This window comes from Rheinheimera marina (assembly GCF_042654345.1).
Taxonomy (GTDB): domain Bacteria; phylum Pseudomonadota; class Gammaproteobacteria; order Enterobacterales; family Alteromonadaceae; genus Pararheinheimera; species Pararheinheimera marina.
In genome coordinates this window covers 1-23098 of the sequence record NZ_JBHSGB010000005.1, presented here as the reverse complement: position 1 = coordinate 23098, position 23098 = coordinate 1, and the positions used below count along the sequence as shown (strand labels likewise).

The following is a 23098-nucleotide window of genomic DNA, read 5'->3' as shown; positions in this document are numbered from 1 at the left end:
ACAGCCAGGCAGATCTTAATGTTCGTGGGCTGCGCCGGCTTTTTCGATCTCAGCCTTAATCAGATAACTATTTACCACCACATACTCTTCAGCAGCATGCAGACCAGACAGCACTTCAGTAAAGCGCCCATCGGTGCGGCCTAGCTGCAGAGGTCGCGGTTCATAGCGGTTGCCTTCGCGCACAAACACCACCTGCTTACCTTCCAGATCCTGTAAGGCCTTGTTATCTATCACCAGAGAAACATCTATGATTTCAGCATCCACCAGCGCACTAACCCGCTCTCCGGCAGAAAAATGGCCGTTGCTGTTATCCAGTGCAACCCGCGCCAATACATAAGGCTGGCCGGAGGCAGGCGAAATATGGCTTATCTGACTATCAACCCTGCCACCGCGAGCTTCAATATGCACCGGCAAACCGGTTTTTATCTCATCCATTGCCGCTGGGAATACTTTCAGCTCAGCCCACAATATGCTGCTGTCTGCCAGTGAAAATAACGTTTCACCAGCTGTGTATTCGCCCTGGCTGGCATACTGTTGCAACAACACTCCGGCTATCGGTGCCGTTACCGGATAAGTGCGCAGGCTGTCATTGGATTCAACCAACGCCAGCACCTCACCTTTTTTCACTGTGTCGCCAACTGCAGGCTTTATCTGGGTAATCATGCCAGGAAAACGGGCTCGCACCTGTGCCTGACGGTTAGGTGGGATGACAAGCTCACCGTATAACGGAATATGGCGTTCAATGGTGCCGGCACCTGCCGTCGCCACTTCAATCCCTACCCTTTTTGCCATGTCGGCATCAATCGTTGCGGCTTCATCGTGATCATCATCATGGTCGCTGCCATGATCGTGCCCGCTATCATCATGGGCATCAGCGCTGTTTGTTTGCGCCGTTTTCGGTTTTTCATCATGGCTTTGGCCCGGCCCGGCCTGAGCAGGTACAACAGCCATACCCTGAGCGATCAGTAATGCAAGGAATAACGCGGAATATTTCATTTGGAAGATCCTGATTCAGTAGTGATAAGCTGAGTGGGTGTCTTTATCGCCAGAGGTGATGCCGCAAGCGCAACACCGGCAAGCTGTTCAATCAGTACCTGATTGCTCAGTGCGGTACTGGCAGCATTAACCAACTCAAGCTGAGCGTCCTGTAGTGCCTGACGGGCAGAAATCCACTCTGCATAGCCATAACGGCCACGGCGGTATGCGTCTTCAGTTTGTTGTAGTGCCTGCTCCAGCACCGGCAAAATATCTCGCCGCATATCTTTTACGGCCATACTGCTGTAACGGTGAGTTTGCCAGGCCTGATACAAACGGGCGCGTAAATCCAGCAAGGCTGTGTCCTTTTCAAACTGTTCAGCCCGAGACTCTGCCAGGGCGGCAGTGACCGCCCCCTGATTACGCTGTTCACTGAATAAGGGAACTGACACTCCGGCAACTACAGCAAAGTCATTGCTTTCCTGTGACCGCATGGCGCCAATCTGCCAGCGTACATCACCGGCTGACTGACTTTGTGCCAATACAACTTCAGCATCACGCAAGCGTTGCCGGGCCGCAAAAACTTCCACTGCGGGTGTCGCCAGCACTTGTTGATAAAGTGTTTGAAAGGAGGGGCTTTGCGCCAGCTGAAATAAATCACCACTAACCTGATTAAAATCGGCTTGTTCCGCCCCCCATAAACTGACCAGCGCCAACTTGCTGCTATCCAGCTCGGTTTGCAGTAAGCCATGCTGCAACTGTGCTTGCTTAAAGGCCACTTTCGCCCTTAGTTGCTCGGCCTCCGGTGCTGCACCACGCTGCACCCGCTGCGTCACCAGCATTAAAGCCTGCTCAGTCATACTCACGGTTTGTGCCGCCAGCGCCGTTTTTTGCTGCAATGTCAGCACAGTTACAAAACGCTGGGTCAGCTCGCCCAGTAAATCCAGGCTCGCGGCCTGGCGCTGCGCCAGCAATAATCCCTGATTTGCACTGGACACCGCCATCCGGGCCTGGCGCTTATCGCCAAGCTCAATAACGGAAGACAACGACACCGTAACTTCGAGGCTTTTAACACCCGACATATCACCAGTGCCAAAGGCATTATCGGCCTGCACGCCGAGTTCATAGCCTGGCGTTAGCTCTGCCAATTGCTGCTGACCCGCCGCTGCTTTTAAGCGCCAATCAAATACGTGTAATTGCGGATGTTGTTGTAACACCCGCTTTGCTGCCTGTTGCAGCGTTAACTCTGCTGTTGCAGGTTCAGCGGCATTTACTGTCAGGCTCAGCAGCACACTGCCAGCAGCCAATAAACCTAACGCTGCAAAGCGTTTGCAATTCATTTTTAAGAACATAGCAAAATCCTGTTATAGGTAATGTAAAAACCAAAAAAACAGAATCAGCTGATGGGTGGGCGGTAAATGCTTCGTTTAGGGGAAGAGGGTAGATAATTTAAGTAAGACACCAGCAATTCATTACCAATTACCGGCAAAGCCGGAGCTGGTTTAAACAAGCCAATATGTGCGGCATGGCAATGACTACAATGGTCGCAACCTGCATGAAGTGAGGCATCAGTTAATGATGATTGTTCTGCGGCTACAACCGTACTGGTGTCAGACCATGATATTTGATGATGAATATCATCAGCAGAATGTTCAACAGCGAAAGCGCTGGAAACTACGCATAACAATTGCACCACCAGCAGTAATGCCATCAACATTCTGCTTAGTGGTGTTTTAGTCAGTGCGTAGTTGCTTATCAAAATAATGACCGCCTTACTAATTTAACGAAGTTAGCTTTTAAGGTACGAGCGCAATACGCTAATAACCTGTTCTACATCCGCGTCGCGCTGTAAAGGCTCCAGGTTATCGCCTGCCAGATGATCACGAATATGGTGTTCCAGTATCTCAGTCATTAGGCCATTAATAGCACCGCGCACCGCAGCAATTTGCTGTAGTACTTTACTACAATCACCTTCGGCCAGCAGCTGTTTTTCCAGCCCTTCAACCTGACCTTTAATCCGCCGTACCCGCGTCAGTAACTTGGGTTTATTAGTAATTGAATGAGTCATACCGTACTCCGTAACTATACTCCCCTATAGTATAGTCAGTTTTAATCTTTCTCAAGTCTGTAGCTATAAAAGCTGTCTCTTATTTTATGTTGTTTGTAGCAAAAAGAGCTCTGTTACAAAACGTCCGGTTATGTCTTGTGAAAAAACTAACTTTCCGCCGTGTAAGTGAACAATTTTACGGGTAATCGATAATCCAAGGCCGACGCCTGCAACATCCTGATGACCATAACTCCGGAAAAAGCGCTCTCCCAATCGGGCTAGCTCAAGCGTAATATCACCATTAATTGCATTACTCACACTTATCACTACAGCGTGCTGTTCTATACGCGCCTTGATACTGACCTCACTTTGAGCAGGCGCATACTTAGCCGCATTGTCCAATAAATTACGTAATGCGGCCTGAAATAATGTAGGATCGACCCGTACTTGCAGTTGTTTTGGTATATCGACCACCCAGATTACACGGTCAATTAGCTGAAAATCTATTGATGCCAGAGCATCCTCTGTTAACCTAAGAAGCTGAATTGCCTGATATTGCAGTACAATACTATGTTCCAGTTTTTCTGTTTCCATTAACTGCTTAACCAGGTGTGCCAGACGGCGTGTGCTTTTGCCTATGGCCTGTATTGCTGTGTGTTGTTCCTTAATATCGGTCGCATTTTCCAGATTATCGGTATGCACTTGCAAAATGCTAAGTGGCGTTCTCAGCTCATGGGATACATTTGCAATAAACATTTTCTCTTTTTTAAGGTAAGCTTTTAACTCAGCCATAAGTTTATTCACAGCGTCCTTGAATGGCTTTAACTCTCGTGGTAACGGCATCTCAATAGGTTGTAATTCAGTAGGGTTGGTTTCTGCCAGCTTTTCCGATAATTCCCGTACCGGCTTCGTGCCCCATTCCACAGCCAGCCACACAAGTAACATTATCGGCAATATCGCTATCCCCAGCGGTAACAACTGATTCAGTGTTAAATGCCAGCTTAACTCGTCCCGAACATCTTCCCGTTGCGCAGTAAAGATCCAGGCTTTTTCATCAGGCACATATAAGCTAAAGCCAATCCACAGGTATTGATTATGCCGGATCTCATGAAAACCTGACTGTTTGGGCAACAATGGCGTTTTGCCGACATTACCGGAACGGATTAACAGTTGACCATTTTCATGCCAGACCTGAACTGCAATTTTACTTTCGTATTTATGCCCCTCGGAATACCGTTCTGCTGCTGCAGTATGCTCTATACCATCATCCAGTAAAAATGGCATTTCAATGGCGTGATTACTATCTGCAGTCAGGGGAATATTGGGCTCTACCATTAAATGACGAATTAACCGTGCATACTGTGCCAGCTGTGCATCAAATAACTCGTCAATTTCATGATGAACATAAAACCATGTGTTCAGGCTGGTAATCAGTAACATTAACAGGATAACCGCATTAACACTGAGCAACAGCATCCGGCGGATACTATTAATTTTCACGATGACTCACCAGCATATAACCGGCGCCTCTGACCGTTTTTATCAGCGCCGCTGTAGTCTTTTTACGGATATTATGAATATGCACCTCTATGGAGTTACTGTCAGTTTCACCTGTCCAGCCCGAGCTGAGCTCATCCAGATACTGTCTGCTCAGAATTTTATCCGGATGTAACATAAACTCTTTCAGGATCAAAAACTCACGTGAAGTCAGCACAATATCCCGCCCCTGATAGCGGCAAAGATGTTGCTGCATATTCATTTCTACTTCCTGACAAGTCAGGATGTCCTGCTGTCGTTGCTGATAACGCCTCAGTAATACTCTTAAACGGGCCTCAATTTCTCTGCTATCGCAGGGTTTCAGCACATAATCATCAGCGCCGGCATTTAATGCCTCAACCTTGGTTTCAAGATGATCCCATGCCGTCAGCACCAGAATAGGTGTTGTAACCTTTTTAGCCCGTAAGGTTTTAATTACATGTAATGCCAACCCGTCTGGCAACCCCAGATCCAGAATAATCACATCAAACCCGCTACTGGTTGCCGCCACTATGGCTTGCGAACCGGTAATACAGTGTTCTGTCCGGTAATGCATACGTGATAATGCGGTTATTAACCCCTGCGCAAGCAGGCTATCATCTTCAACCAGTAACAATCTCATAAAGGCTTTTTCCAGCTAGCTTAGAGTAAAATGCATAACCAGACGGCGGCACTGGCAACGAGCGTTATTAATACAGCTGCCGACCCGATATCTTTCGCTTTACCACTTAATTCGTGATATTCACTGCCAATGCGATCCACCACCACTTCAATGCCGGTATTTAATAGCTCCACGATCAGAATCAGTAATGCACTCAATAACAATAGCGCACGCTCAGCCGCAGATACATCAACCCACAAGGCTACAGGTAGCAATACCAGTAATAAGATAATTTCCTGCCTTATTGCCGCTTCTGATCTCCAGCTACTGGCCAGCCCTTGCCATGAATTGACTCCGGCCAGCATGATCCGTTTAACCCCTTTAGCCTCTGATTTCATATGCCCCCCTCTATTGTTGGCGACAGCTTAATAGCCCAGTCTTAAGAAAGCCTTAAGCATTGTCCGTTAGGCTCAGTGCAACTTTACCTGGCAGTACAGCGAGCATCGATGAGCAACCGGTCAGTAACAACATTCCCTGTGTTACCTCAAGTCACATGCGGTCCCTACACCTATTTACTACGTATGATTCTTATCGGGTTGGTACTATTAAGTGCGGCCCGGCTCGGTCTGGTGCTGTGGCTATATGACAGGGTAGCGCCTACAGACCAACTGGACATGATATTCCTGCAGGGGATCCGGGCCGATGTGATTCTACTTTGTATCTGGTCTGCAATACCCGTTCTGTTGTCGCTGTGCTGGGCGCGTCCGGGATTACAGCACAGCTGGTTCCGTTTTAGCTATTGGTGGTGCCTGACGGGTTTAATCCTTATTGCATTTATCGAACTATCCACCCCCGCCTTTATTCAGCAGTACGATATACGGCCAAACCGCTTGTACATTGAGTATCTGAAATACCCGAAAGAAGTTTTCTCTACCTTATGGCATGGCTTCCGATTGCCACTGGTGGCAGGAACCGTGTTAACTGTCGCAGCCGCTCTACTGCTGCACCGGGCGCTAAGGCTACCGAAGCACACATTGCAGGTATGGCCACTGCGCCAGCATTTACTACTGTGGCCCCTGGTGGTTTTTATGGTATTTGCCGGCATCCGTTCCACTACAGCACACCGCCCTGCTAACCCGGCGCTGTTTGCAATTACCTCTGATGCTATGGTGAATTCGCTGGTCATCAACTCGGGCTATTCGGTTTTATTTGCCTTGTATAACCTCAAACATGAAGCCCGCTCCAACGAAATGTACGGTAAACTGCCAGAGACACAAATGCTGAATTTAAGCCTTAACTGGCCCTGGCTGCAGCAATATGATTTTAATAATGCAGAATACCCAACCTTACACTGGCAACAAGCCGTAAAACAGCGTAATAAACCGCTGAACATAGTAATAGTGTTGATGGAAAGCCAGGGCGCCACCTTTGTTGAATCACTCGGCGGCGCACCGGTCACTCCAGAGCTGGAACAGCTGAAACAGCAAGGCATCTGGTTTGACAATCTGTATGCTACCGGTACTCGCTCAGTTCGCGGTATTGAAGCGGTTGTTGCCGGCTTTATGCCGACACCGGCCCAAAGCACGGTAAAGCTGTCAAACAGTCAGCAAGGTTTTACCACTCTGGCATCCATCTTAAAAAAACAGGGCTACCACACTCAGTTTATTTATGGTGGCGAAGCACACTTTGATAATATGCGTAGCTTTTTTACCGGCAATGGTTTTCAGGAGATTGTGGATTTACCTAAAATCAATAATCCGGTGCTGGTAGGTAGTTGGGGAGCCAGCGATGAAGACTTGTTCAGAACTGCACATCAGCAGTTATTGACCCTACATCAACAGCAGCAACCGTTTTTCAGCCTGATCTTTTCCTCTAGCAATCATGAACCTTTCGAATTCCCGGACGGCCGGATTTCACTATACCAAGAGCCTAAAAATACGGCTTACAATGCAGTGAAATATGCAGACTGGTCAATGGGCCGCTTTTTTGAGCAAGCAATGAAAAGCCCTTATTGGCAGGATACGCTGTTTCTGGTGGTAGCAGATCATGATAACAGGGTCTATGGCAGTAACCTGATCCCGGTGGAAAAGTTTCGCATTCCAGGACTAATTCTGGGCGCAGACACTCAGCCTGAAATACTCACAACCTTAAGTAGTCAGATTGATCTGGCTCCCACTCTGCTTAGCATGGCAGGGATATCGTCATGTCACCCGATGACGGGACGTGATCTGCTGCTGGACAGTACCAGTTCTGGGCGGGCTCTGATACAGTTTGACAATCTGTTTGCCCTGATGACAGAGGATAAACTTACTATTCTGAAACCCGATGGTAAGGCGGTTAGTGCCAACTATAATCGTGAACACCAGCAATTAACGCTCTCTGAAGAAGCGGTAAGCCCCTTGCAACAACAGCAGGCTTTAGCACAGGTACAACTCCCTTCTTACCTGTATCGTGAACGTAAATACAACGATGATATCCCTTGTGAAAGCCCTTAAAGGGCTTTCTGCTATAGGTAGCAGCAATATTTTGTTAAGGATCCACAGGAATTTAAGCATTTCTTAAGAACCGCCCCATAAGCTGCGTTGCATATCAGTAGCTTATGGAAAGCTTATGTCAGACCTAACGCCCACCGCACATTTGCAAACAGTACCCCTGCCCCGGCAAACCATAGCATTTAACCATAGCTCGCCACTATGGCATCCGCTCTGGTTTGCTTTTGTCGGCGCTTTGGCAATGACCCTACTACTGAACACGCCCTTTTTCGATGCCATACAAGCCAGGGCAGCAGGCCAGTATTCATTACAACTCAGTCTTGTATCATTATTATTCTTACTGAATTTTCTGTTACTCACCTTGTTCAGCTTCCGGCCTGTACAAAAGCCGGTATTTTTATTGCTGTTTCTGCTGGGCTCAACCGCACTGTATTTTAATACCAGTTACGGTGTCGTCATTGATAAAAGTATGCTGCAAAATGCACTGGAAACCGATCCGGCTGAAGCACAAGGGTTGTTGTCTGGCGGGATGTTGTGGCAATTAACCAAGCTGATGCTGTTTCCATTGCTGGCGGTTACCGTTATCCGAACCAAAATAGTGCGCAACAAACGCTTTTTACTGCACTGGCTGGCGGCAATACTGCTGATTATACTAACGCTGCTCAGTATTGTTACAATCAATTACTCACAGTTAGCGCCTTTTTTTCGCAACTTCCGCGAAGTACGTTATCTGGCACTGCCCGTCAGCACCCTGTCAGCCACCGTATCGTTGGCCAATAACATCCGTAAAACGGCATTTCCGGTCAGTTTTAATCAGCTTGGTCTCGATGCCAAACAGCTACCTGCGGCAACGTCCTCGACAAAACCCAAGCTGATTGTTTTGGTGGTCGGAGAAACAGCCAGAGCCGATCACTTTGGGCTAAATGGTTATGTCAGAAATACCACCCCACTGCTCAGTGCACTGCCTGTATATAGCTTTAAACAAGCGTCATCATGCGGTACGGCTACGGCTCACTCTTTACCTTGTATGTTTTCGGCTCTGTCGCGTACTGACTATATAGAAAGCACTGCCAAAAACAGCAGTAATGTTCTGGATATACTGCAACACGCCGGTGTTGAAGTGTCTTGGCTTGATAATAACTCAGGCTGCAAAGGCGTGTGCGACCGCGTACCGTCAGAGTTTTTATTTGAGCAACAAAATCACTCCAGCTGTGACAGAGGCCAGTGTCTGGACAGTGTACTCACCGAGCGGCTACCGGTTTACCTTAGCAAGGCTAATACCGCCCCAAAAGATCGCCTGATCGTGCTTCATCAACTGGGCAGTCATGGCCCGGAGTATTACCGGCGCAGTGCAATAACCGACAAAGCTTTTGTGCCGGAATGTCAAAACAAGCAACTACAGTTGTGTTCACTGCAAGATGTGATCAATGCGTATGATAACAGCATTATTGCAACCGACCAGTTGCTGGCTACCGTTATCAATCAGCTGTCAGCGGCCAAGGACTATCAAACTGCCATGCTGTATATTTCAGATCATGGGGAATCGCTGGGCGAAAATGGCATTTACCTGCATGGGCTACCGTACTGGATGGCTCCCACAGCTCAGACACATATACCACTGCTATGGTGGATGTCCGAAAACTACATCACAGGTCAAAAGGTAAACACCTCATGTATACAGCAGCAGACAGAACAGAAAGCCAGCCACGACAACCTTTTTCATACCCTGCTGGCAATATTTAACGTACAAACCACGATGCGAGAAACACAACTTGAATTGTTTAGCCAGTGCCAGAATGATCTATCAGCGTATAAATAAAATCTGCTCAGCAATTGATCCTGCTCAAAATAGCAACTACTATACTGGGGTATAGTATAAAGGTGAGATATAAGGAGCCGATATGAGCGATAAACATAAAGATCACTCTCATTCCGAGACAGAGCCGCATTCACATGCCAGTTTTTTAGGAAAAAATACCGAGCTTCTGTTTGCACTCGCGAGCGGTTTGATGCTGGCGGCTGGTTTTATTATCGGTAAAGTGTCAGCAAGTACGCCTGCCTGGCTACCTTTTATCTGTTACCTTAGCGCCTATTTTTTCGGTGGCTTTTTTACCCTGCGTGAAGCCATTGAAAACCTTCGCCATAAACGTTTTGAAATTGACACCTTGATGCTGGTTGCGGCGGCTGGTGCGGCTGCTTTGGGTGCCTGGGCTGAAGGTGCCTTGTTATTGTTCTTGTTTAGTCTGGGACATGCGCTGGAACACTACGCCATGGGCAGAGCTAAACGGGCTATCGAAGCACTGGCGGAGCTGGCCCCTAAAACAGCGATGGTTCGCCGTAATGAGCAACTGCTGGAAATTCCGGTAGAAGCATTGGAAGTGGGCGATATTGTGGTCGTTCGCCCCAACGAACGCCTGCCTGCAGACGGTTTTCTGATTAAAGGCACCAGCAGCATTAACCAGGCGCCGGTTACCGGGGAAAGTATTCCGGTTGATAAACACCCGGTTGATGATCCGGAGTTTGCCCGCAAGCGCCCGGATTCTATAGAAGCCGCCAGCAAAGTGTTCGCCGGTACCATAAATGGTGGCGGAGCCATTGAGATAGAAGTGACCAGCCGCTCCAGCGATTCCGCTCTGGCCCGTGTGGTCAAGATGGTGAGCGAAGCAGAGATACGCAAGTCCCCTACTCAACGCTTTACCGATAAATTCGAGCGTATTTTTGTGCCCGCCGTACTGGGACTGGTCGTGATATTGCTGTTTGCCTGGGTCGTTATTGACGAGCCTTTCCGCGATAGTTTTTACCGTGCCATGGCGGTACTGGTTGCCGCCAGCCCCTGTGCACTGGCCATTGCCACACCAAGTGCTGTCTTATCCGGTATCGCCAGAGCTGCCCGTGGCGGCGTATTAATTAAAGGCGGCGCACCATTGGAAGAGCTGGGCGCACTAACCGCCATGGCGTTTGATAAAACCGGCACGCTGACAGAAGGGCGCCCACATATTACTGATATTGTTGTGGCACAAGGTGTATCAGAAGAAGAACTACTACGTGTTGCCGTCGCAGTAGAAGCGTTGAGTGACCATCCGCTGGCGGCAGCAATCACCCGTGATGCGAGCAAACGGCTGGCCGGCAGAGAACTTACCCAGGCAGAAAACCTGCAAAGCTTTGCCGGTTTGGGGGTCAGCGCACAACTGGATGGAAAAACCGCCTGGATTGGCAAAGCCAAAATGTTTGGTAATGAAGAAACCGGTCAAGCTATCGCACCACTCAACCCACAGACAACAGAAGCCATTAATGCTTTGCGTAACAATGGGCGTACAGTTATGGCAATACGCCATGGTGACCGCGATTTAGGCGCAATCGGCCTGATGGATACACCTCGCCCTGCCGCTAAAGCGGCGCTGGCAACCTTGCGACAATTGGGTATCTCAAGAATGATTATGATCTCCGGTGATAATCAGCAGGTTGCAGAGGCCGTGGCGACAGAGGTTGGCCTGGATGAAGCATGGGGTGACTTAATGCCACAGGATAAAGTCTCTGCGATCCGTAAGTTACGCGAAACAACTCAGGTTGCCATGGTTGGCGATGGTGTTAATGATGCGCCGGCCATGGCTAATGCCAGTGTCGGCATTGCAATGGGCGCCGCAGGCTCTGATGTAGCACTGGAAACCGCAGATGTTGCCCTGATGGCAGACGATTTACGCCATCTGCCTTTCGCTGTCGATTTGAGCCGCCGCACCCGGCGCATTATTCTGCAGAATGTGTTTGTCAGCCTTGGTGTCGTTGCATTGCTGGTGCCTGCAACCATAATGGGGCTGAGCATCGGTGCAGCTGTCGCAGTACATGAAGGCTCAACACTGATTGTCGTGTTTAATGCCCTGCGCCTGCTGGCTTATACCCCAACCAAAAACATCGCGGAATAATACCCATCACTCAATATTAAGGTCGACATATACATATTGGATAAATCATTAAAACAAAAGGGCCTTTCGGCCCTTTTGGTTATGCGTTTCGGTGAGTCACAAACTTAATTAAGATTGTGACTTTTGACTATTCTATAGCCAAATACCGATAAGTCATTTTAATTAAGTTTGTGACTTAGATCATACGCACGGCCAGTTGTTGCTTCAGATCGTTAACCCCTTCTAATTCTCGCACTCAATCTCGCGAGCGAGCCTGACTATAGGCTCACCTACTGTTCGAGCCATGCTTCAAAAATGAAGTACAAAACGTCACCGCAAATTGCCGCCACGACAAACCGAAATACGCAATAAGATGCTTTGGCTTTTTTCCAATTTGACAATCGGCTGCAATCCTTAGCGTGCTCCAGCACAAGTTTGGCTTCAGCGTTGGTATCCAGCATTTCAATGGCGGGCTTAGCGCTGAAATATAAATTCAGTGATGCCAGCCGTTGCTTATCGCCAGCTAACAAAGCAGTTTTAAATTTACTGAAATACGCTTCGTAGTTCAGTTCATCCTTAAAGTACTGATTAAGTACTTTATTCGAAAGACCATCTGCATCGTCAGACTGCGCGGCTGCGCAGAACACCATAAAACAAAGTACGAGGAAATATTTCATAGCAACACCTTGTCAGTAAGACTGTTCAATAAGAGGATTTATCTGGTTGCGCGCCTCTTCTTGTCGGCTCCATCAGTAGAACGGCTTCTGAATCGCTGCGAATTTCATATATCGCACTCCCCTTTAGGCCCATTGCACTCGTTTAGCGTCTATCACTGCGCTACAACATAAGTGGCATTGACATTGGTCAAGATACCTGAAAAATTGAAATAACATTCAATAACTTGCCTTATGGGGTTTTGTCGTGAGAAAAGCTATCGCCTGTTTACCCTTAATTTTTGTGACCAGTATGGCAGCAGCAAACGGACCATTTTCAGTCAGCGGTTATGCCAACCATGCCAAATACCAGCAGGCCAATGCGCAGTTAGGCCAACCGGCAACGGGTGAACAGCGCGTGGTCTTTATGGGCGATTCTATTACCGAACTCTGGCCGGTCAAACACCCGGAATTTTTTGCCAGCCACGGCTATATCGGCCGCGGTATCGGCGGCCAGGTCAGCCATCAAATGCTGCTGCGCTTTCGCGACGATGTGATTGCACTGAACCCCAAAGTGGTGGTGATCCTGGCTGGCACCAACGATCTGGCGCAAAACAGCGGTCCGGTCAGTCTGGACAGCACCGCTGGCAATATCTATTCGATGGCGGAACTGGCGCAGCTGCATGGGGCCAGAGTGATCTTGTGTTCTGTGTTGCCTGCCAGCTCTTTTCCGTGGCGTCAGGGCATACAGCCAGTACAGGATATCCAGGCACTAAACCAGAAAATTAAAAACTACGCGGCTGAACATCAGTTGGCCTATGTCGACTATTACAGCGCCTTGGTTGACGGTGAAGGCGGTTTAAAGGTGCCTGACTACACCACTGCAGAAGATAAGGTGCACCCGAACAAGGCCGGTTACCTGGTGATGGAAGCACTGATCCGCCCTGCCATTGTGCAGGCGCTGAAGACAGCAGAGTAGCCACTAATTGCGGCGCGATTACCCGCGCCCCTGTGCAGGGGTGCTGTTGGCCAGCAGTCCAATGCCACGTTTGCGTAGTTGCCGGTCCAGCCAGTACAGCGCCAGCACGCCCTGCAGCAGTACAGTCACCACCGAAGTCCACCAGATTTGCTCGGCGTAAAAACCGGCTTGTTGCTGCAATAACAGCACTGCGCCCATAAACAGCAGCAAACGGCTTAATGACGCCAGCAACGAAGGCAAGGTGTTACCCAGTGCCTGAAACATGCCCGAGCAGCACAGCACCAAAGATGATGTCAGGAAGTTCCAGGAGCTGATTTTGACAAACAAGGTACCCGCCGCAATCACCGCAATGTCTGAGGTGAAAAACGCCACCAGATGTTCCGCCTGCCATTGCATCATCAGCAAAGCGCAGCCCATCAGGCCAAAAGAGATTTGCGCCGCGGCCACAAAGGTCTGACGAACCCGGTCCAGCCGTTTAGCGCCGAAGTTCTGCCCGGCCACCGCCGGTATCGCAAAGGACAACGCCACAGCGGGCAAAGACAGTGCCTGCACCACACGTAAACCAATACCAAAAGCGGCCTGCACTTCGGTGCCCATATCGGCAATCACCCAATACACAAAAGCGCTGTACAAAAAGATGATGCCGTATTCACCACCGGCCGGAAACCCCACCTTTAGCAGAGGTTTACTCAAGCGTGCAGACAAACGCGTCGGCTTGGCACCGCGCACAATAGGGCTTTGCTCACGCCGCACAAACCGATACAGCAGGTAAAACCCCAACATACCGGACAGTGTGCTGGCCAAGCCAGCACCCGCCACCCCCAGCGGCAGCCCTGTGCCCCAGCCAGCAATCAACACCGGCGCCAGCACAATATTGCAGCCGACAGAGGCCAGCTGCACCAGCATGGCAGGTTTCACAATGCCTAAAGAGCGCAGGCCCGAGCCTAATACCGTCGATAAATACGCCATACACAAGCCCGGCAAATAGGCCTGCAAAAAGGCATAGCCCTGACGCTGAACCTCCGGATCGTCCGACAACAGCTGCATATAGTGGCCAATACCGACAAACCCAAGCAGAGCCGTCAGCACCGTCATGCCAAGTGCCAGCGTTAAGCCTTGCTGATACAACTGGCGTGCTTTACGCCGCCGTTTGGCACCAATCGCTACCGCCATCAGACTGACCGTACCAACGCCCAGCACCTGGCTGAACGCCATCACCAAAAACATCAGCGCCGCCCCGGCGCCTACCGCGGCAACCGCACTGGCACCCAGCGCCGACACAAAATACAAATCGACAAACAAATACAGGCTATGCACCAGCATGCCAATCATCATCGGCAAGCCCATGCTGACCAGGTGTTTATGGACAGGCCCTTGGGTTAAATCTGTCATTCTCGTTATCTCTGTATTTGGTAATCTGGGCGGGGTACCCCCCCTACACCAATTTGTTGGTTGGTGGTAGCCCACACATTTTTATCATCGTAGGGGCGTAGCTTGCTGCGCCCGTTCTATATTGCTGCGCCCGTTTCAGCCGGTTAAAGCGCGCTGGTGAAGTCTTTCCAATACTGACGCCAGGGTTCGAGTTCGGCTTCGGCTTTCAGTTGTTCGTGTTGCACCGACAGCTGCGCTTTGTCAGCAGTCTTTTGACTAAACAGCACCACCAGGCGGCTGCCGTCGGCCAAAGCGCAGCGCCAGTAGCGCCATTTCGCACTTTGGCTGACCGCAGGCGGCTTGCTGATCTGCACCTGGTTAAACTCACTACGGGCTTGCACCAGGCCAAGCCACAGCTCCAGCGCTTGGTCCATGCTGCCGGCCAGGGTTTTATTGACCGACAACTTAAACTGGCCGGTGCAATCCTGCCCTGTCACCCGGCGGCCAATGCTTTGTTCAAACCGCACCGTCAGCATTTGCGCCCACCAATCCGACACTCCGGGCTGGCCGCGCAATAAACGGACGATCGCCTGATGATCCAGCAAGCCAGCCTGCTGGCTTTGCAATAAATCGCGCCAATACGCCCAGCTGTGGCCTGTGGCGTCGGCAATCGCCTGTTCACTGATGGCTTGACTCATGGCTTGCCTTGTTCTCCATACAGCAGCTGTTCTACGGCAGCGATGCAGGCGTCCAACCGCTCCAGATAATCCGGCGACTCGACTACCAACAGCTGTTCAGGTTTAAAGCCGTATTTCAGGTACAAGGCCAGCAACTGCTCAAAAGCCTGCTGCCGAATCGCCGGGTCACCCAACTCCCGCATGCCATCCGCCACCCAAGGCACTGTGGGTTTGAGCAGAATGACTAAATCGTACTGTGACGGGTCGATAAAACTCTCAATTCGACTGGCGAGCACACCAAGCATTTGTTCGCTGAAAAAGGCCGTCACCACCGCATCAGTGTCAAAAAAGCACACTTTGTTGGCGCTACGCAGTGCCTTTTGGTCCTGCTCGTACTGCAAATGGGCAATACGGTTAAAGTCTTCCAGGTTAAATAAGTCGCCATTGCCCGCCACCACCTGTTCCTGGTAATCGCGGCCCAGCTCTTCCGACCAGGAAGTGCAATACACTTTGGCCAGTTTGCGGGTTAAGGTGGTTTTGCCACAGCTTTCCGGGCCTGAGATCAGCACTTTACGGGCGAAAAATGGCCGCGCTGCGCCGGCAATATAGTCCCAGTGCAAATACGGCTGCTGCCGGATGGCAGTGCCGCTGATTGGCCATTGGGTGCGCTGCGGGTCAATCAACTGGTAATCGATGCCAGGGAAATACTGGCTGTGGCCCTGGCGGTAACTTTCTTCGCCACCAAAAATCACGCTAACAGGTTCAGGTACCGCCGCTGTCAAGAGCGCGGCATACTGAGCCCAGCCATGCGGAAAGGCAGGAATGGCGCTTTCGTCCAGCAAGATAATCTGAATGCCTAAGCCCACCAGCTCCTGCGCCAGCCAGCGTTGGCGCAGTACACCCGGAATATAGGAGCAACCGGCCTGCTCGCACAGCAGCTTGTCTTCGGTCTGATGTTCACTCAGCACCACGTAAAGCCGATCACACATGGCGTGTGCACGCAATATCGCGGTTAAATGGCCACGGTGTGGTGGTAAAAATTTTCCCGGAAAAACCCCAACCTTCATTTTTGCTGCACAGCTCCTCTGCTCCAGTTAATCGCACCGTACACTGAATTAATAAAAAACGCGATCCACATCAGCAAGGTCGGCACCGCATAAGGCGCACTGTCTGCCGTGGTCAGCAGCACCACAGACCAGGCCAGAATGTTCAGTAAGTTGGTGAGCAACCAAAAGGTCCACTGAGCGGCAAAAAAGCGGATCATCAAAAGCTGCGCCGCTACCTGAAACACCACGGTACTGGCGTCCAGCAAGGGGCCTGTCAGTGCAAAACCGGTATACCCAGCCAGCTGCTGATAAATCATCGAATTACGCGCCAGCGCCGTACTTAAAAAGCCATCCACCTGGGTTAAAAACCAGCCGGTCAGGCCAATGCTGAGCAGCACCAGCGGCGTCAGCCACAAGCTGTGTTTGCCTAAAGAACGCATCCGTACCAGTTGGGTGTCGCTGTTCAGTTGGGTTTTCCAGCACCACCAGACAAAAAACTGCGACGGCACAAAATAAAACCAGTTCAGCAGCCAGTCGCCGTAATAGCCAGAGGTCCAGGCCACCAGGCCATAACAGGCGCAGCTGAGCAAACCCCAGACCCAGTTGGAAATAAGCCCCTTGGCCACCAGCACCACACAAAATACGCCACTGATGGCGCTTATTGGGCTAATCAGCCAGTTCAGCACAATGGAATACGACGAATTCCAGTCCGTGCCCGTCGCACTGAAATAACAGGTGGCCGCCAGCACCAGCAGGCTGAAGCCCACTAACCACGCCCGTTCAGCCCGGTTTAACCGTGTCAAATCTGTCCAGAGTTGCCTCATAGGTGCTTACACCATCACCAGCCGCACGGCGAAGCCAGTAAACAACAGCCCCAATGCCAGGTTACCGGCCTGCCCGACTTTTGGCTGATGGCGGAAGAACCCCGCAATGGCCGCACCGGCGTAAATCAGCAGGGTTAAATACGCCAGACTGACCAGCTCCAGCACCACAGCCAGCGCCAGATAAGGCACCCAGGCCGGGCTGTAACTGGCGTCAATAAACTGAATAAAAAACGACAGGTAGAACAAAATGGCCTTCGGGTTGGTCAGGCTCAGCAGCAGTGATTTACGAAACACAGAACCGGCTTTTGGCAGCACTTGTTGCTGCTCTGGCGCTGCCCGGCGCAGGCTCAGCAGAATTTGTACACCCAGGTACAACAAATAGGCGGCGCCTAAATAACGCAGCAGCGTAAAAGCCTGCGGTGACGCAGCCAACAGCGACGCCACGCCGAGGTAAGATAAAAAGATCAACACCCCATCGCCAATCAACACCGCGGCCAGCGCCTGCCAGGCCTTGGCTGGGCCCTGGCTGATGCTGGTTTTCAGCACAAACAAACTGTTTGGCCCCGGCATTAAAATAATCACAATCAGCCCGGCTAAAAATGTCCAGAACTGCAACACCCCAAAAGCGTCCATTACATCCTCGCCATCGACATAAAACTAAATCGTCCTCCCCGGGCGCTGCAAGCGACACCCGGAGACACAAAACAAAAGCTAAGGTTTACACCTTAGAACGGAAACCGACGTGCCCACAGTGACTGCAACTGCGGCAACGCATCAACCCGGCGCACTACATCCGCCAGGTTCGGCGCCACCTGATAAAAACGTTCGCGCCTGGGCGTCCAGCGGCTGGCCACTGCCACATACAAATCCAGTACTGTCAGCTGATCACCCAATAAAAATTGGCCCGGGTTTAACTGGCTGGCCATTTGCTGCCAGCAATACGCAATACGTTCGGCGGTTCTGTCCAGCACCCCTTGCTGCGCGGCAGGGTCTTCCCCCACCAGCCGCTGTGGTACATCACGCACCCAATACATCGAATAAATGGCTGCAGGAATAAAGCTCATCCAGCGTAAAAACTGTGCCCGCTGTAAAGTACCGGGCAAAGGTGCCAGCTGTGCTTGAGGGTGTTGTTCAGTCAGCCACAACAAAATGGCGCCACTTTCGGTCAGCACCTCGCCCGAAGCCGTCACCAGCACTGGGATTTGCTGCATCGGATTGACCGGAGCCACTTTGGCGCGCTGGTGATCGCCTTCCCAGGTGGGCGCATCCACCAGCTGATACGGCTGTTGCATCAGTTCAAGTGCGGCTTCCACCACCACAGAACCAGAGCCTGCGGCGCCATAGAGCTGATACATAAGTCACCTCCTGAATAGTTCGTTCACCCTGTCAGACACAGCGCGCAAAAACGCCAGCGCGTGCTTAGTTGCCCCAGGGAGAGGCTGCGGCCTGGCTGAAGGTCCGTACATACAAGGCTTCCACTTCAGTGCGGGCCCATTGGGTTTTGCGCAAAAACTTCAGGCTGGATTTGACGGACGGGTCGACCTTGAAGCAGTTAATCTTAATCAGGCCAGCCAGCTGTTCCCAGCCATAATGCTCGACTAAGCGGCTGACAATGGCTTCCAACGTCAGGCCATGCAAAGGGTTGTTAGGTTGTGTACTGCTCATCTGTGAATACCCATAACGAATCAAATTAATGCGCCAGTTTAAACGCCTGACACCGCATGCACCATCCAACGCACACCAAAACGGTCAATACAGGCGCCATAAAGGCCAAAAGGCTGCTCGCTCAGCGCTTCGGTAATTTGCCCCTGCTCTGCCAACCTGGCAAAAATTGTGCGGCTTTGCGCGGCAGTTCCTTGCGACACAAACAAACTCAGAGTATTGCCCTGCACCGGCTGCTCCGTGGGGTGCAACCAGTCAGACGCTGAGATATCCAGCACTGCAGACGCCAGACGGCCATTCAGTACTTTATGCTGCGCATCAGCACCGAACATCGCCGCCATCGGGGACTGCCCCACCTGGGTGTACTGCAGCTCACCACCAAAGACCTGCTGGTAAAACTCCAGGGCTTGCAGGCATTGGCCATTAAATAGCAGGTAAGGTGTCACTTTCATTGCGTCTTCCTTGGGCCTGTTAAAGCCTTAGCATGGCACGAAACCCACGCACGGCGTAATACGACTGCGCGCCATTGTGGTAAATAAACACCCGGCCATAGCGGTAGTCACCAAAAATAGCGCCGCCTTCGGCTCGTATTTCTGCCGGCGTCAGTAACCAGCTGGAGCTTTTCTGATCCAAAGGCCCCAACTGCTGCAGTTGCTGGTACTCTGCCTCTGTCAGCAAAGTCAGGCCATACTGAGCCGCCAGCTGCACGGCCGACCCGGCCGGTTTATGTTCTTTGCGCTCAGCCAGTGCAGCGTCGTCATAACACAGGCTACGGCGGCCTTTGGGGGTTTCGGCGCTGCAATCGGCAATCAGGTACTCACCGCTTTGCTCGTCCAGCCCAATCAGCGCTGGCTCACCGCCACTGTCCTGCATCCACTGCAGCGCCTGTAGCTTGCCAGCGTTTTGCTCGAAACGCTGGCTGAGTTCAGCCCAGTTGGGCGTCAACCCCGGCAGCGGTTTGCGGTTAAACCGCTGCTGCAGTAACTCAATTATTGCTTGCTCTGACATCGGGATATCCCTCTTACCAAATTCATCGGCCAGCGCTATGACCAACACTATGAATTGCCGTCGGCATGCCGCGGCTGCTTAAACAGCAAAAATGCCAGGTAAATAAGCCCCAAAGGCGGCATTAAGCCCGCCACAGCGCCTAACAAAGCCGCCAAACCCGGGCGGTCGGTTTTGTCTTTGGCCAGCAGGTAACTGATAAGTCCAATGCACAGGGCAAATAGAATCAGCAGTTCCCCGGTCAATGTCGCGTTAATATTCATCCAATTTCTCCTTTTGCTCAGGTCGTTACCCTCTGCTGCCGCTGCACTTGCCAGCTCTTACGGCTCCAATAAAACAGCAACACCGGCGATACCAGAATCAGTTTGTAGCTAAAGGTATTTACATAGATTTCAGCTAAGGTTGCAGCCAACAGCGAAGCGAGCAAAACGCCACAGCTCAACAGTGCCAGCAGCAAGCCTGCAACCAGGGCAATCGTAGCCCAGCAGGACGGCTTTGGTTTGATCAAACAGAGCTGCCGCTCTACGGTGATGGCGCCGACAAAAAAGCTGATGGTGATTAAATTGGCCAGCATTAAATCCATCGACAATCACTCCAGATAGTCACTTAAGATTCGTGGTGAATGACTACCAGCGAAACATAGGTAAAGGGTTTAACGGGTGCTTTAAAGTCCAGGTCAGGCCGCGTTTTAGTAAAAACCAATGAAAGCCCTGGTTTGGGTAGGTCGCTTTTAGCGCTGAAATTTTGCCGCGCGGCAACCCCATCGCAAAAAGCCCCAGCGAAAAATCGGCAATGTCGGCGCGGCGAAAATTCTCGACCAGCCGGCTATGGCTGGTAGCGCGCGGTCGCACCGCATGGTGCAACTCAATCATGGCGCACACTTCATCGACCCAGTCGGCTTTGCCAATGCTGCGTAAGTAATCAGCGGCAACCTGTGCCGAAGGTGGTAAATAATCCAGCGTTTGCGCAGTCCAAAGCCCGATATCATGGAACACCCCGGCAATCTGAATTTTTTCAACCTCGTCTGTGCTGTAGTTGGCACACGCCAGGCATAAATGCACCATCCGGTACACATGGTTTCGATAGCCAGGGAAAATATCACCAATCTGCGGCTGATACTGCGCCAATAGTTGGTCTACCACAGCCAAAGGGCGCTCTGTTATTGCGTCGACAGCCATGGGGTTCTCCTTTGCCTGAAACAGTAATCAGCGCGCCTGTTAAGCGGCGCTGCGGTTTGCCAGTGTCTGCAGCTGTTTGTTATGCGCAGCAGAGAGCACCACTAAAGCGCAAATGGCCCCAAGCAGCGCTAACGCCATATCTGATTGGGTGTCCCATACATAGCCCTGAGTGCCCAAAAAGGCTTCGGCGTCTTCACCTGTTGCCAGCGCCACCCACCATTCAATCAATTCATAAAAGGCACTGAAGGCAAGGCAAACCGACACAATGATGTAGTTGCGCCACGCTGCGCCTTGCACCACAGCCTTGCGGATTAATAGTTCCCGCGCCAGCAGTGCAGGCACAAAACCCTGGAAGAAGTGGCCGACTTTGTCGTAGTTATTGCGCTCGGCGCCAAACAAACCGTCAAAAAAAGGCACTTCGGCATAGGTGTAATGGCCACCGACCGTCAGCACCAGGCAATGCAGCAAAATAAAAAAATAAAGCAGAGGTGTCAGACGAAAGCTACTGTAAGTCGCCGCCAGTACAACACCGCCAATCAGCGCCGGCACCACTTCCAAAAACCAGGTGAATTGGTCTTTCGGCGAAATGCCCGACCAGACCAATGCGGCCAAATAAACCAGGATCCATGCGTATTTAATTTTCTTTACTCCATTGTGTCGAAGCTGAAGTGCCCAGCCAAGTGGACCTTTACGGCTAAACTGCTTTGCCCAACGAGGCGCCAATTTGCACGCCAAAGGCCATAATCACCACAGCCGCGATAAAAGCCCCCAACAGCACCAAGCCAACTTTTTGGTTTTTCGGCACAGAGTTCCACCAATTTTTGAGTTCCTTCATGTCGCGTTCTCCTTGCATATTGTTGATTTCAGCCCGGCAGATGTTGCTGCGAAGCAAAAGCCCAGCTTCTGGCAGCCAGCATTAACCCGCAAATTTTTTGCTAAACACCACGCCATTTAAGGTGTGAGTACAGCAGTTACAGCTGGGCTCCAGACTGTCTGCGGTGACCTCTGGCGCTACCACCTGAAGGACGCCTTTATCGTCAATATAAAGCCCATTAAAATAAGAGCTTTCGCCTACGCGAACCAGATCCTCGCCGTCGTCCAGTGTCCGGCTGACTAACCAGAATATCGGCTCTTCTTTATCCAACCGGGCGACGGCCTCACGGTATACAGGGGCCCAGCTTTGCCCAACCTTGGACAACAAAAACTTATACAACGGCGTGTAATCCAGGCCACGCTGCACTTTGCTGGCCATACCGATTACGTCGTAGTTGTCAGACCGGCGGTCATGGCGAAAGTCTCCACCCACCTTGTGGCGCACGCCATGTGTTCTGGTATTGACCTTGCGATAAAGCGGTTTCTTTTCCATCTCAGCTCTTCTGAATGGGGTCAGGTCTTGCCCCGTGCCCCTGCAGCGATTTTATCTACAAAGGTTTTACATTAACTTAATGAGTACAAAAGAAAAAGCCATTGTTAATCAGCCTCGATGGCTCCAGGCACGATCCGTCGTCGGTGAAGAGCTACCAATCTTGTTACACCAACAAATTTGTTTTCACCGTCATAAAGGCTAGATCGGTGGCGAGCGCCTCTTCCCTACCCAGCAACATAGTTGAACAAGTAAACAAGCCAGATAGAGAGCGACCGCAATCACGCCAAGCAATAGTGGCCAGGTTACAACATAAAGATGAGACGCCCCATCCTGATAAATTGTCCGGTCGCCAAACAGCATCAAACCCCAAGCGAATACGCCAGTTGCAAGCACTGCATCGGCAGCTAACTGATAAACAGACCAGCCATAACATTTAAAATGGTGCTTTGACGCGACAATGTTCGCTATAACCGCGGGCAACACAGTCAGTAGCCCTATAGCTGCAACAGAGAGAAATTGCCCTGGCTGCAAATTCGCCATCCTGATGGTCTGCAGTGCGTCCAGCAAGCTATTAACTGCCCCCAAGACCATCAGTAAAGCCAGCAGAAAAAATCTTAGCCCCGGTAATTTCCACTGAGACATGGCCACTGGGTTTTCTGAACTCCCGCTGTTTTTGGGTACACTCATAGACGGTAATCATCCCTTAAATTAACTGACGTCAAAAGTAGAATTTTCTCGTACGATAAACGCAGGAGATTCTGCATATGAAAACATCAAAATTTAGTGA

The 23098-nt window shown here is 50.9% G+C and carries 28 protein-coding genes; 4 read left to right on the top strand and 24 right to left on the bottom strand.

Going from position 1 to position 23098, the window contains the following annotated elements:
* Positions 1-15: 15 nt before the first annotated feature.
* The 7 genes from ACFO3I_RS04180 to ACFO3I_RS04150 form a co-directional block, all read right to left on the bottom strand.
* On the bottom strand, positions 16-996 hold the full coding sequence (locus tag ACFO3I_RS04180) for an efflux RND transporter periplasmic adaptor subunit (RefSeq protein ID WP_377332006.1): 981 nt from the start codon (positions 994-996) through the stop codon (positions 16-18).
* A complete protein-coding gene (locus ACFO3I_RS04175; protein WP_377332005.1) occupies positions 993-2327 on the bottom strand; it encodes a TolC family protein in 1335 nt (444 codons plus the stop codon). The genes ACFO3I_RS04180 and ACFO3I_RS04175 overlap by 4 nt, the downstream gene beginning before the upstream one ends.
* A gap of 44 nt (positions 2328-2371) precedes the next feature.
* Entirely contained in the window at positions 2372-2686 is a 315-nt protein-coding gene (locus ACFO3I_RS04170; protein ID WP_008984038.1) for a hypothetical protein, read from the bottom strand.
* A 78-nt stretch (positions 2687-2764) separates the two neighbouring features.
* Complete coding sequence (locus ACFO3I_RS04165) at positions 2765-3043, bottom strand: metal/formaldehyde-sensitive transcriptional repressor (RefSeq protein ID WP_008984039.1); 279 nt, start codon at positions 3041-3043, stop codon at positions 2765-2767.
* A gap of 84 nt (positions 3044-3127) precedes the next feature.
* On the bottom strand, positions 3128-4522 hold the full coding sequence (locus tag ACFO3I_RS04160) for an ATP-binding protein (RefSeq protein WP_377332002.1): 1395 nt from the start codon (positions 4520-4522) through the stop codon (positions 3128-3130).
* The gene (locus ACFO3I_RS04155; RefSeq protein ID WP_377332001.1) at positions 4512-5180 is read right to left on the bottom strand and encodes a response regulator; all 669 of its coding nucleotides are present in this window, start codon (positions 5178-5180) and stop codon (positions 4512-4514) included. The genes ACFO3I_RS04160 and ACFO3I_RS04155 overlap by 11 nt, the downstream gene beginning before the upstream one ends.
* A gap of 20 nt (positions 5181-5200) precedes the next feature.
* Positions 5201-5557, bottom strand: coding sequence for a diacylglycerol kinase (locus tag ACFO3I_RS04150; protein WP_008223741.1), 357 nt, complete (start codon positions 5555-5557; stop codon positions 5201-5203).
* Positions 5558-5740: 183 nt separating this feature from the next.
* Here ACFO3I_RS04150 and ACFO3I_RS04145 point away from each other — a divergent pair, with 183 nt between their 5' ends.
* The 3 genes from ACFO3I_RS04145 (at position 5741) to ACFO3I_RS04135 (ending at position 11571) form a co-directional block, all read left to right on the top strand.
* Positions 5741-7654, top strand: coding sequence for an LTA synthase family protein (locus ACFO3I_RS04145; RefSeq protein WP_377332000.1), 1914 nt, complete (start codon positions 5741-5743; stop codon positions 7652-7654).
* A gap of 115 nt (positions 7655-7769) precedes the next feature.
* A complete protein-coding gene (locus ACFO3I_RS04140) occupies positions 7770-9470 on the top strand; it encodes a phosphoethanolamine transferase (RefSeq protein ID WP_377331999.1) in 1701 nt (566 codons plus the stop codon).
* Between the two features lie 82 nt (positions 9471-9552).
* Complete coding sequence (locus ACFO3I_RS04135) at positions 9553-11571, top strand: heavy metal translocating P-type ATPase (protein ID WP_377331997.1); 2019 nt, start codon at positions 9553-9555, stop codon at positions 11569-11571.
* Between the two features lie 269 nt (positions 11572-11840).
* On the opposite strand, the gene ACFO3I_RS04130 is transcribed toward ACFO3I_RS04135, so the two are convergent.
* Positions 11841-12227 carry a hypothetical protein gene (locus ACFO3I_RS04130; RefSeq protein WP_377331996.1) on the bottom strand — a complete coding sequence of 129 codons (387 nt, stop codon included), beginning with the start codon at positions 12225-12227 and terminating at the stop codon, positions 11841-11843.
* 289 nt (positions 12228-12516) lie between these two features.
* On the opposite strand from ACFO3I_RS04130, the gene ACFO3I_RS04125 reads away from it, so the two are divergent.
* A complete protein-coding gene (locus tag ACFO3I_RS04125) occupies positions 12517-13182 on the top strand; it encodes an SGNH/GDSL hydrolase family protein (RefSeq protein WP_377331995.1) in 666 nt (221 codons plus the stop codon).
* Between the two features lie 18 nt (positions 13183-13200).
* On the opposite strand, the gene ACFO3I_RS04120 is transcribed toward ACFO3I_RS04125, so the two are convergent.
* The 16 genes from ACFO3I_RS04120 to ACFO3I_RS04045 form a co-directional block, all read right to left on the bottom strand.
* On the bottom strand, positions 13201-14574 hold the full coding sequence (locus ACFO3I_RS04120; RefSeq protein WP_377331993.1) for an MATE family efflux transporter: 1374 nt from the start codon (positions 14572-14574) through the stop codon (positions 13201-13203).
* Between the two features lie 143 nt (positions 14575-14717).
* Positions 14718-15251 (bottom strand): hypothetical protein, encoded by a 534-nt coding sequence (locus ACFO3I_RS04115; RefSeq protein ID WP_377331991.1) that lies wholly within the window; start codon positions 15249-15251, stop codon positions 14718-14720.
* Complete coding sequence (gene nadR, locus ACFO3I_RS04110; protein ID WP_377331989.1) at positions 15248-16297, bottom strand: multifunctional transcriptional regulator/nicotinamide-nucleotide adenylyltransferase/ribosylnicotinamide kinase NadR; 1050 nt, start codon at positions 16295-16297, stop codon at positions 15248-15250. Before nadR ends, ACFO3I_RS04115 begins: the two co-directional genes overlap by 4 nt.
* Positions 16294-17100, bottom strand: coding sequence for a nicotinamide riboside transporter PnuC (gene pnuC, locus ACFO3I_RS04105; RefSeq protein ID WP_377331987.1), 807 nt, complete (start codon positions 17098-17100; stop codon positions 16294-16296). Before pnuC ends, nadR begins: the two co-directional genes overlap by 4 nt.
* A gap of 6 nt (positions 17101-17106) precedes the next feature.
* The gene (leuE, locus tag ACFO3I_RS04100) at positions 17107-17733 is read right to left on the bottom strand and encodes a leucine efflux protein LeuE (protein WP_377331986.1); all 627 of its coding nucleotides are present in this window, start codon (positions 17731-17733) and stop codon (positions 17107-17109) included.
* Between the two features lie 92 nt (positions 17734-17825).
* Positions 17826-18455, bottom strand: coding sequence for a glutathione S-transferase family protein (locus ACFO3I_RS04095; RefSeq protein WP_377331984.1), 630 nt, complete (start codon positions 18453-18455; stop codon positions 17826-17828).
* Between the two features lie 64 nt (positions 18456-18519).
* Positions 18520-18765, bottom strand: coding sequence for a VF530 family protein (locus tag ACFO3I_RS04090; protein WP_377331982.1), 246 nt, complete (start codon positions 18763-18765; stop codon positions 18520-18522).
* 38 nt (positions 18766-18803) lie between these two features.
* Positions 18804-19214, bottom strand: a complete 411-nt coding sequence (locus ACFO3I_RS04085) for a VOC family protein (RefSeq protein WP_377331981.1) — start codon at positions 19212-19214, stop codon at positions 18804-18806.
* Positions 19215-19233: 19 nt separating this feature from the next.
* Positions 19234-19770, bottom strand: coding sequence for a DUF4256 domain-containing protein (locus ACFO3I_RS04080; protein ID WP_377331980.1), 537 nt, complete (start codon positions 19768-19770; stop codon positions 19234-19236).
* Between the two features lie 47 nt (positions 19771-19817).
* Positions 19818-20030: a hypothetical protein gene (locus ACFO3I_RS04075; protein ID WP_377331979.1), complete on the bottom strand. Its 213-nt coding sequence runs from the start codon at positions 20028-20030 to the stop codon at positions 19818-19820.
* Between the two features lie 17 nt (positions 20031-20047).
* A complete protein-coding gene (locus ACFO3I_RS04070) occupies positions 20048-20350 on the bottom strand; it encodes a hypothetical protein (protein WP_377331978.1) in 303 nt (100 codons plus the stop codon).
* A gap of 43 nt (positions 20351-20393) precedes the next feature.
* Positions 20394-20945 carry an HD domain-containing protein gene (locus ACFO3I_RS04065; protein WP_377331977.1) on the bottom strand — a complete coding sequence of 184 codons (552 nt, stop codon included), beginning with the start codon at positions 20943-20945 and terminating at the stop codon, positions 20394-20396.
* A 39-nt stretch (positions 20946-20984) separates the two neighbouring features.
* Entirely contained in the window at positions 20985-21569 is a 585-nt protein-coding gene (locus ACFO3I_RS04060; protein WP_465269134.1) for a DUF2238 domain-containing protein, read from the bottom strand.
* Between the two features lie 70 nt (positions 21570-21639).
* The gene (locus ACFO3I_RS04055) at positions 21640-21780 is read right to left on the bottom strand and encodes a hypothetical protein (RefSeq protein ID WP_377331974.1); all 141 of its coding nucleotides are present in this window, start codon (positions 21778-21780) and stop codon (positions 21640-21642) included.
* 81 nt (positions 21781-21861) lie between these two features.
* Positions 21862-22311, bottom strand: coding sequence for a hypothetical protein (locus ACFO3I_RS04050; RefSeq protein ID WP_377331972.1), 450 nt, complete (start codon positions 22309-22311; stop codon positions 21862-21864).
* A gap of 198 nt (positions 22312-22509) precedes the next feature.
* The gene (locus ACFO3I_RS04045; RefSeq protein ID WP_377331970.1) at positions 22510-22998 is read right to left on the bottom strand and encodes a hypothetical protein; all 489 of its coding nucleotides are present in this window, start codon (positions 22996-22998) and stop codon (positions 22510-22512) included.
* Positions 22999-23098: the final 100 nt, after the last annotated feature.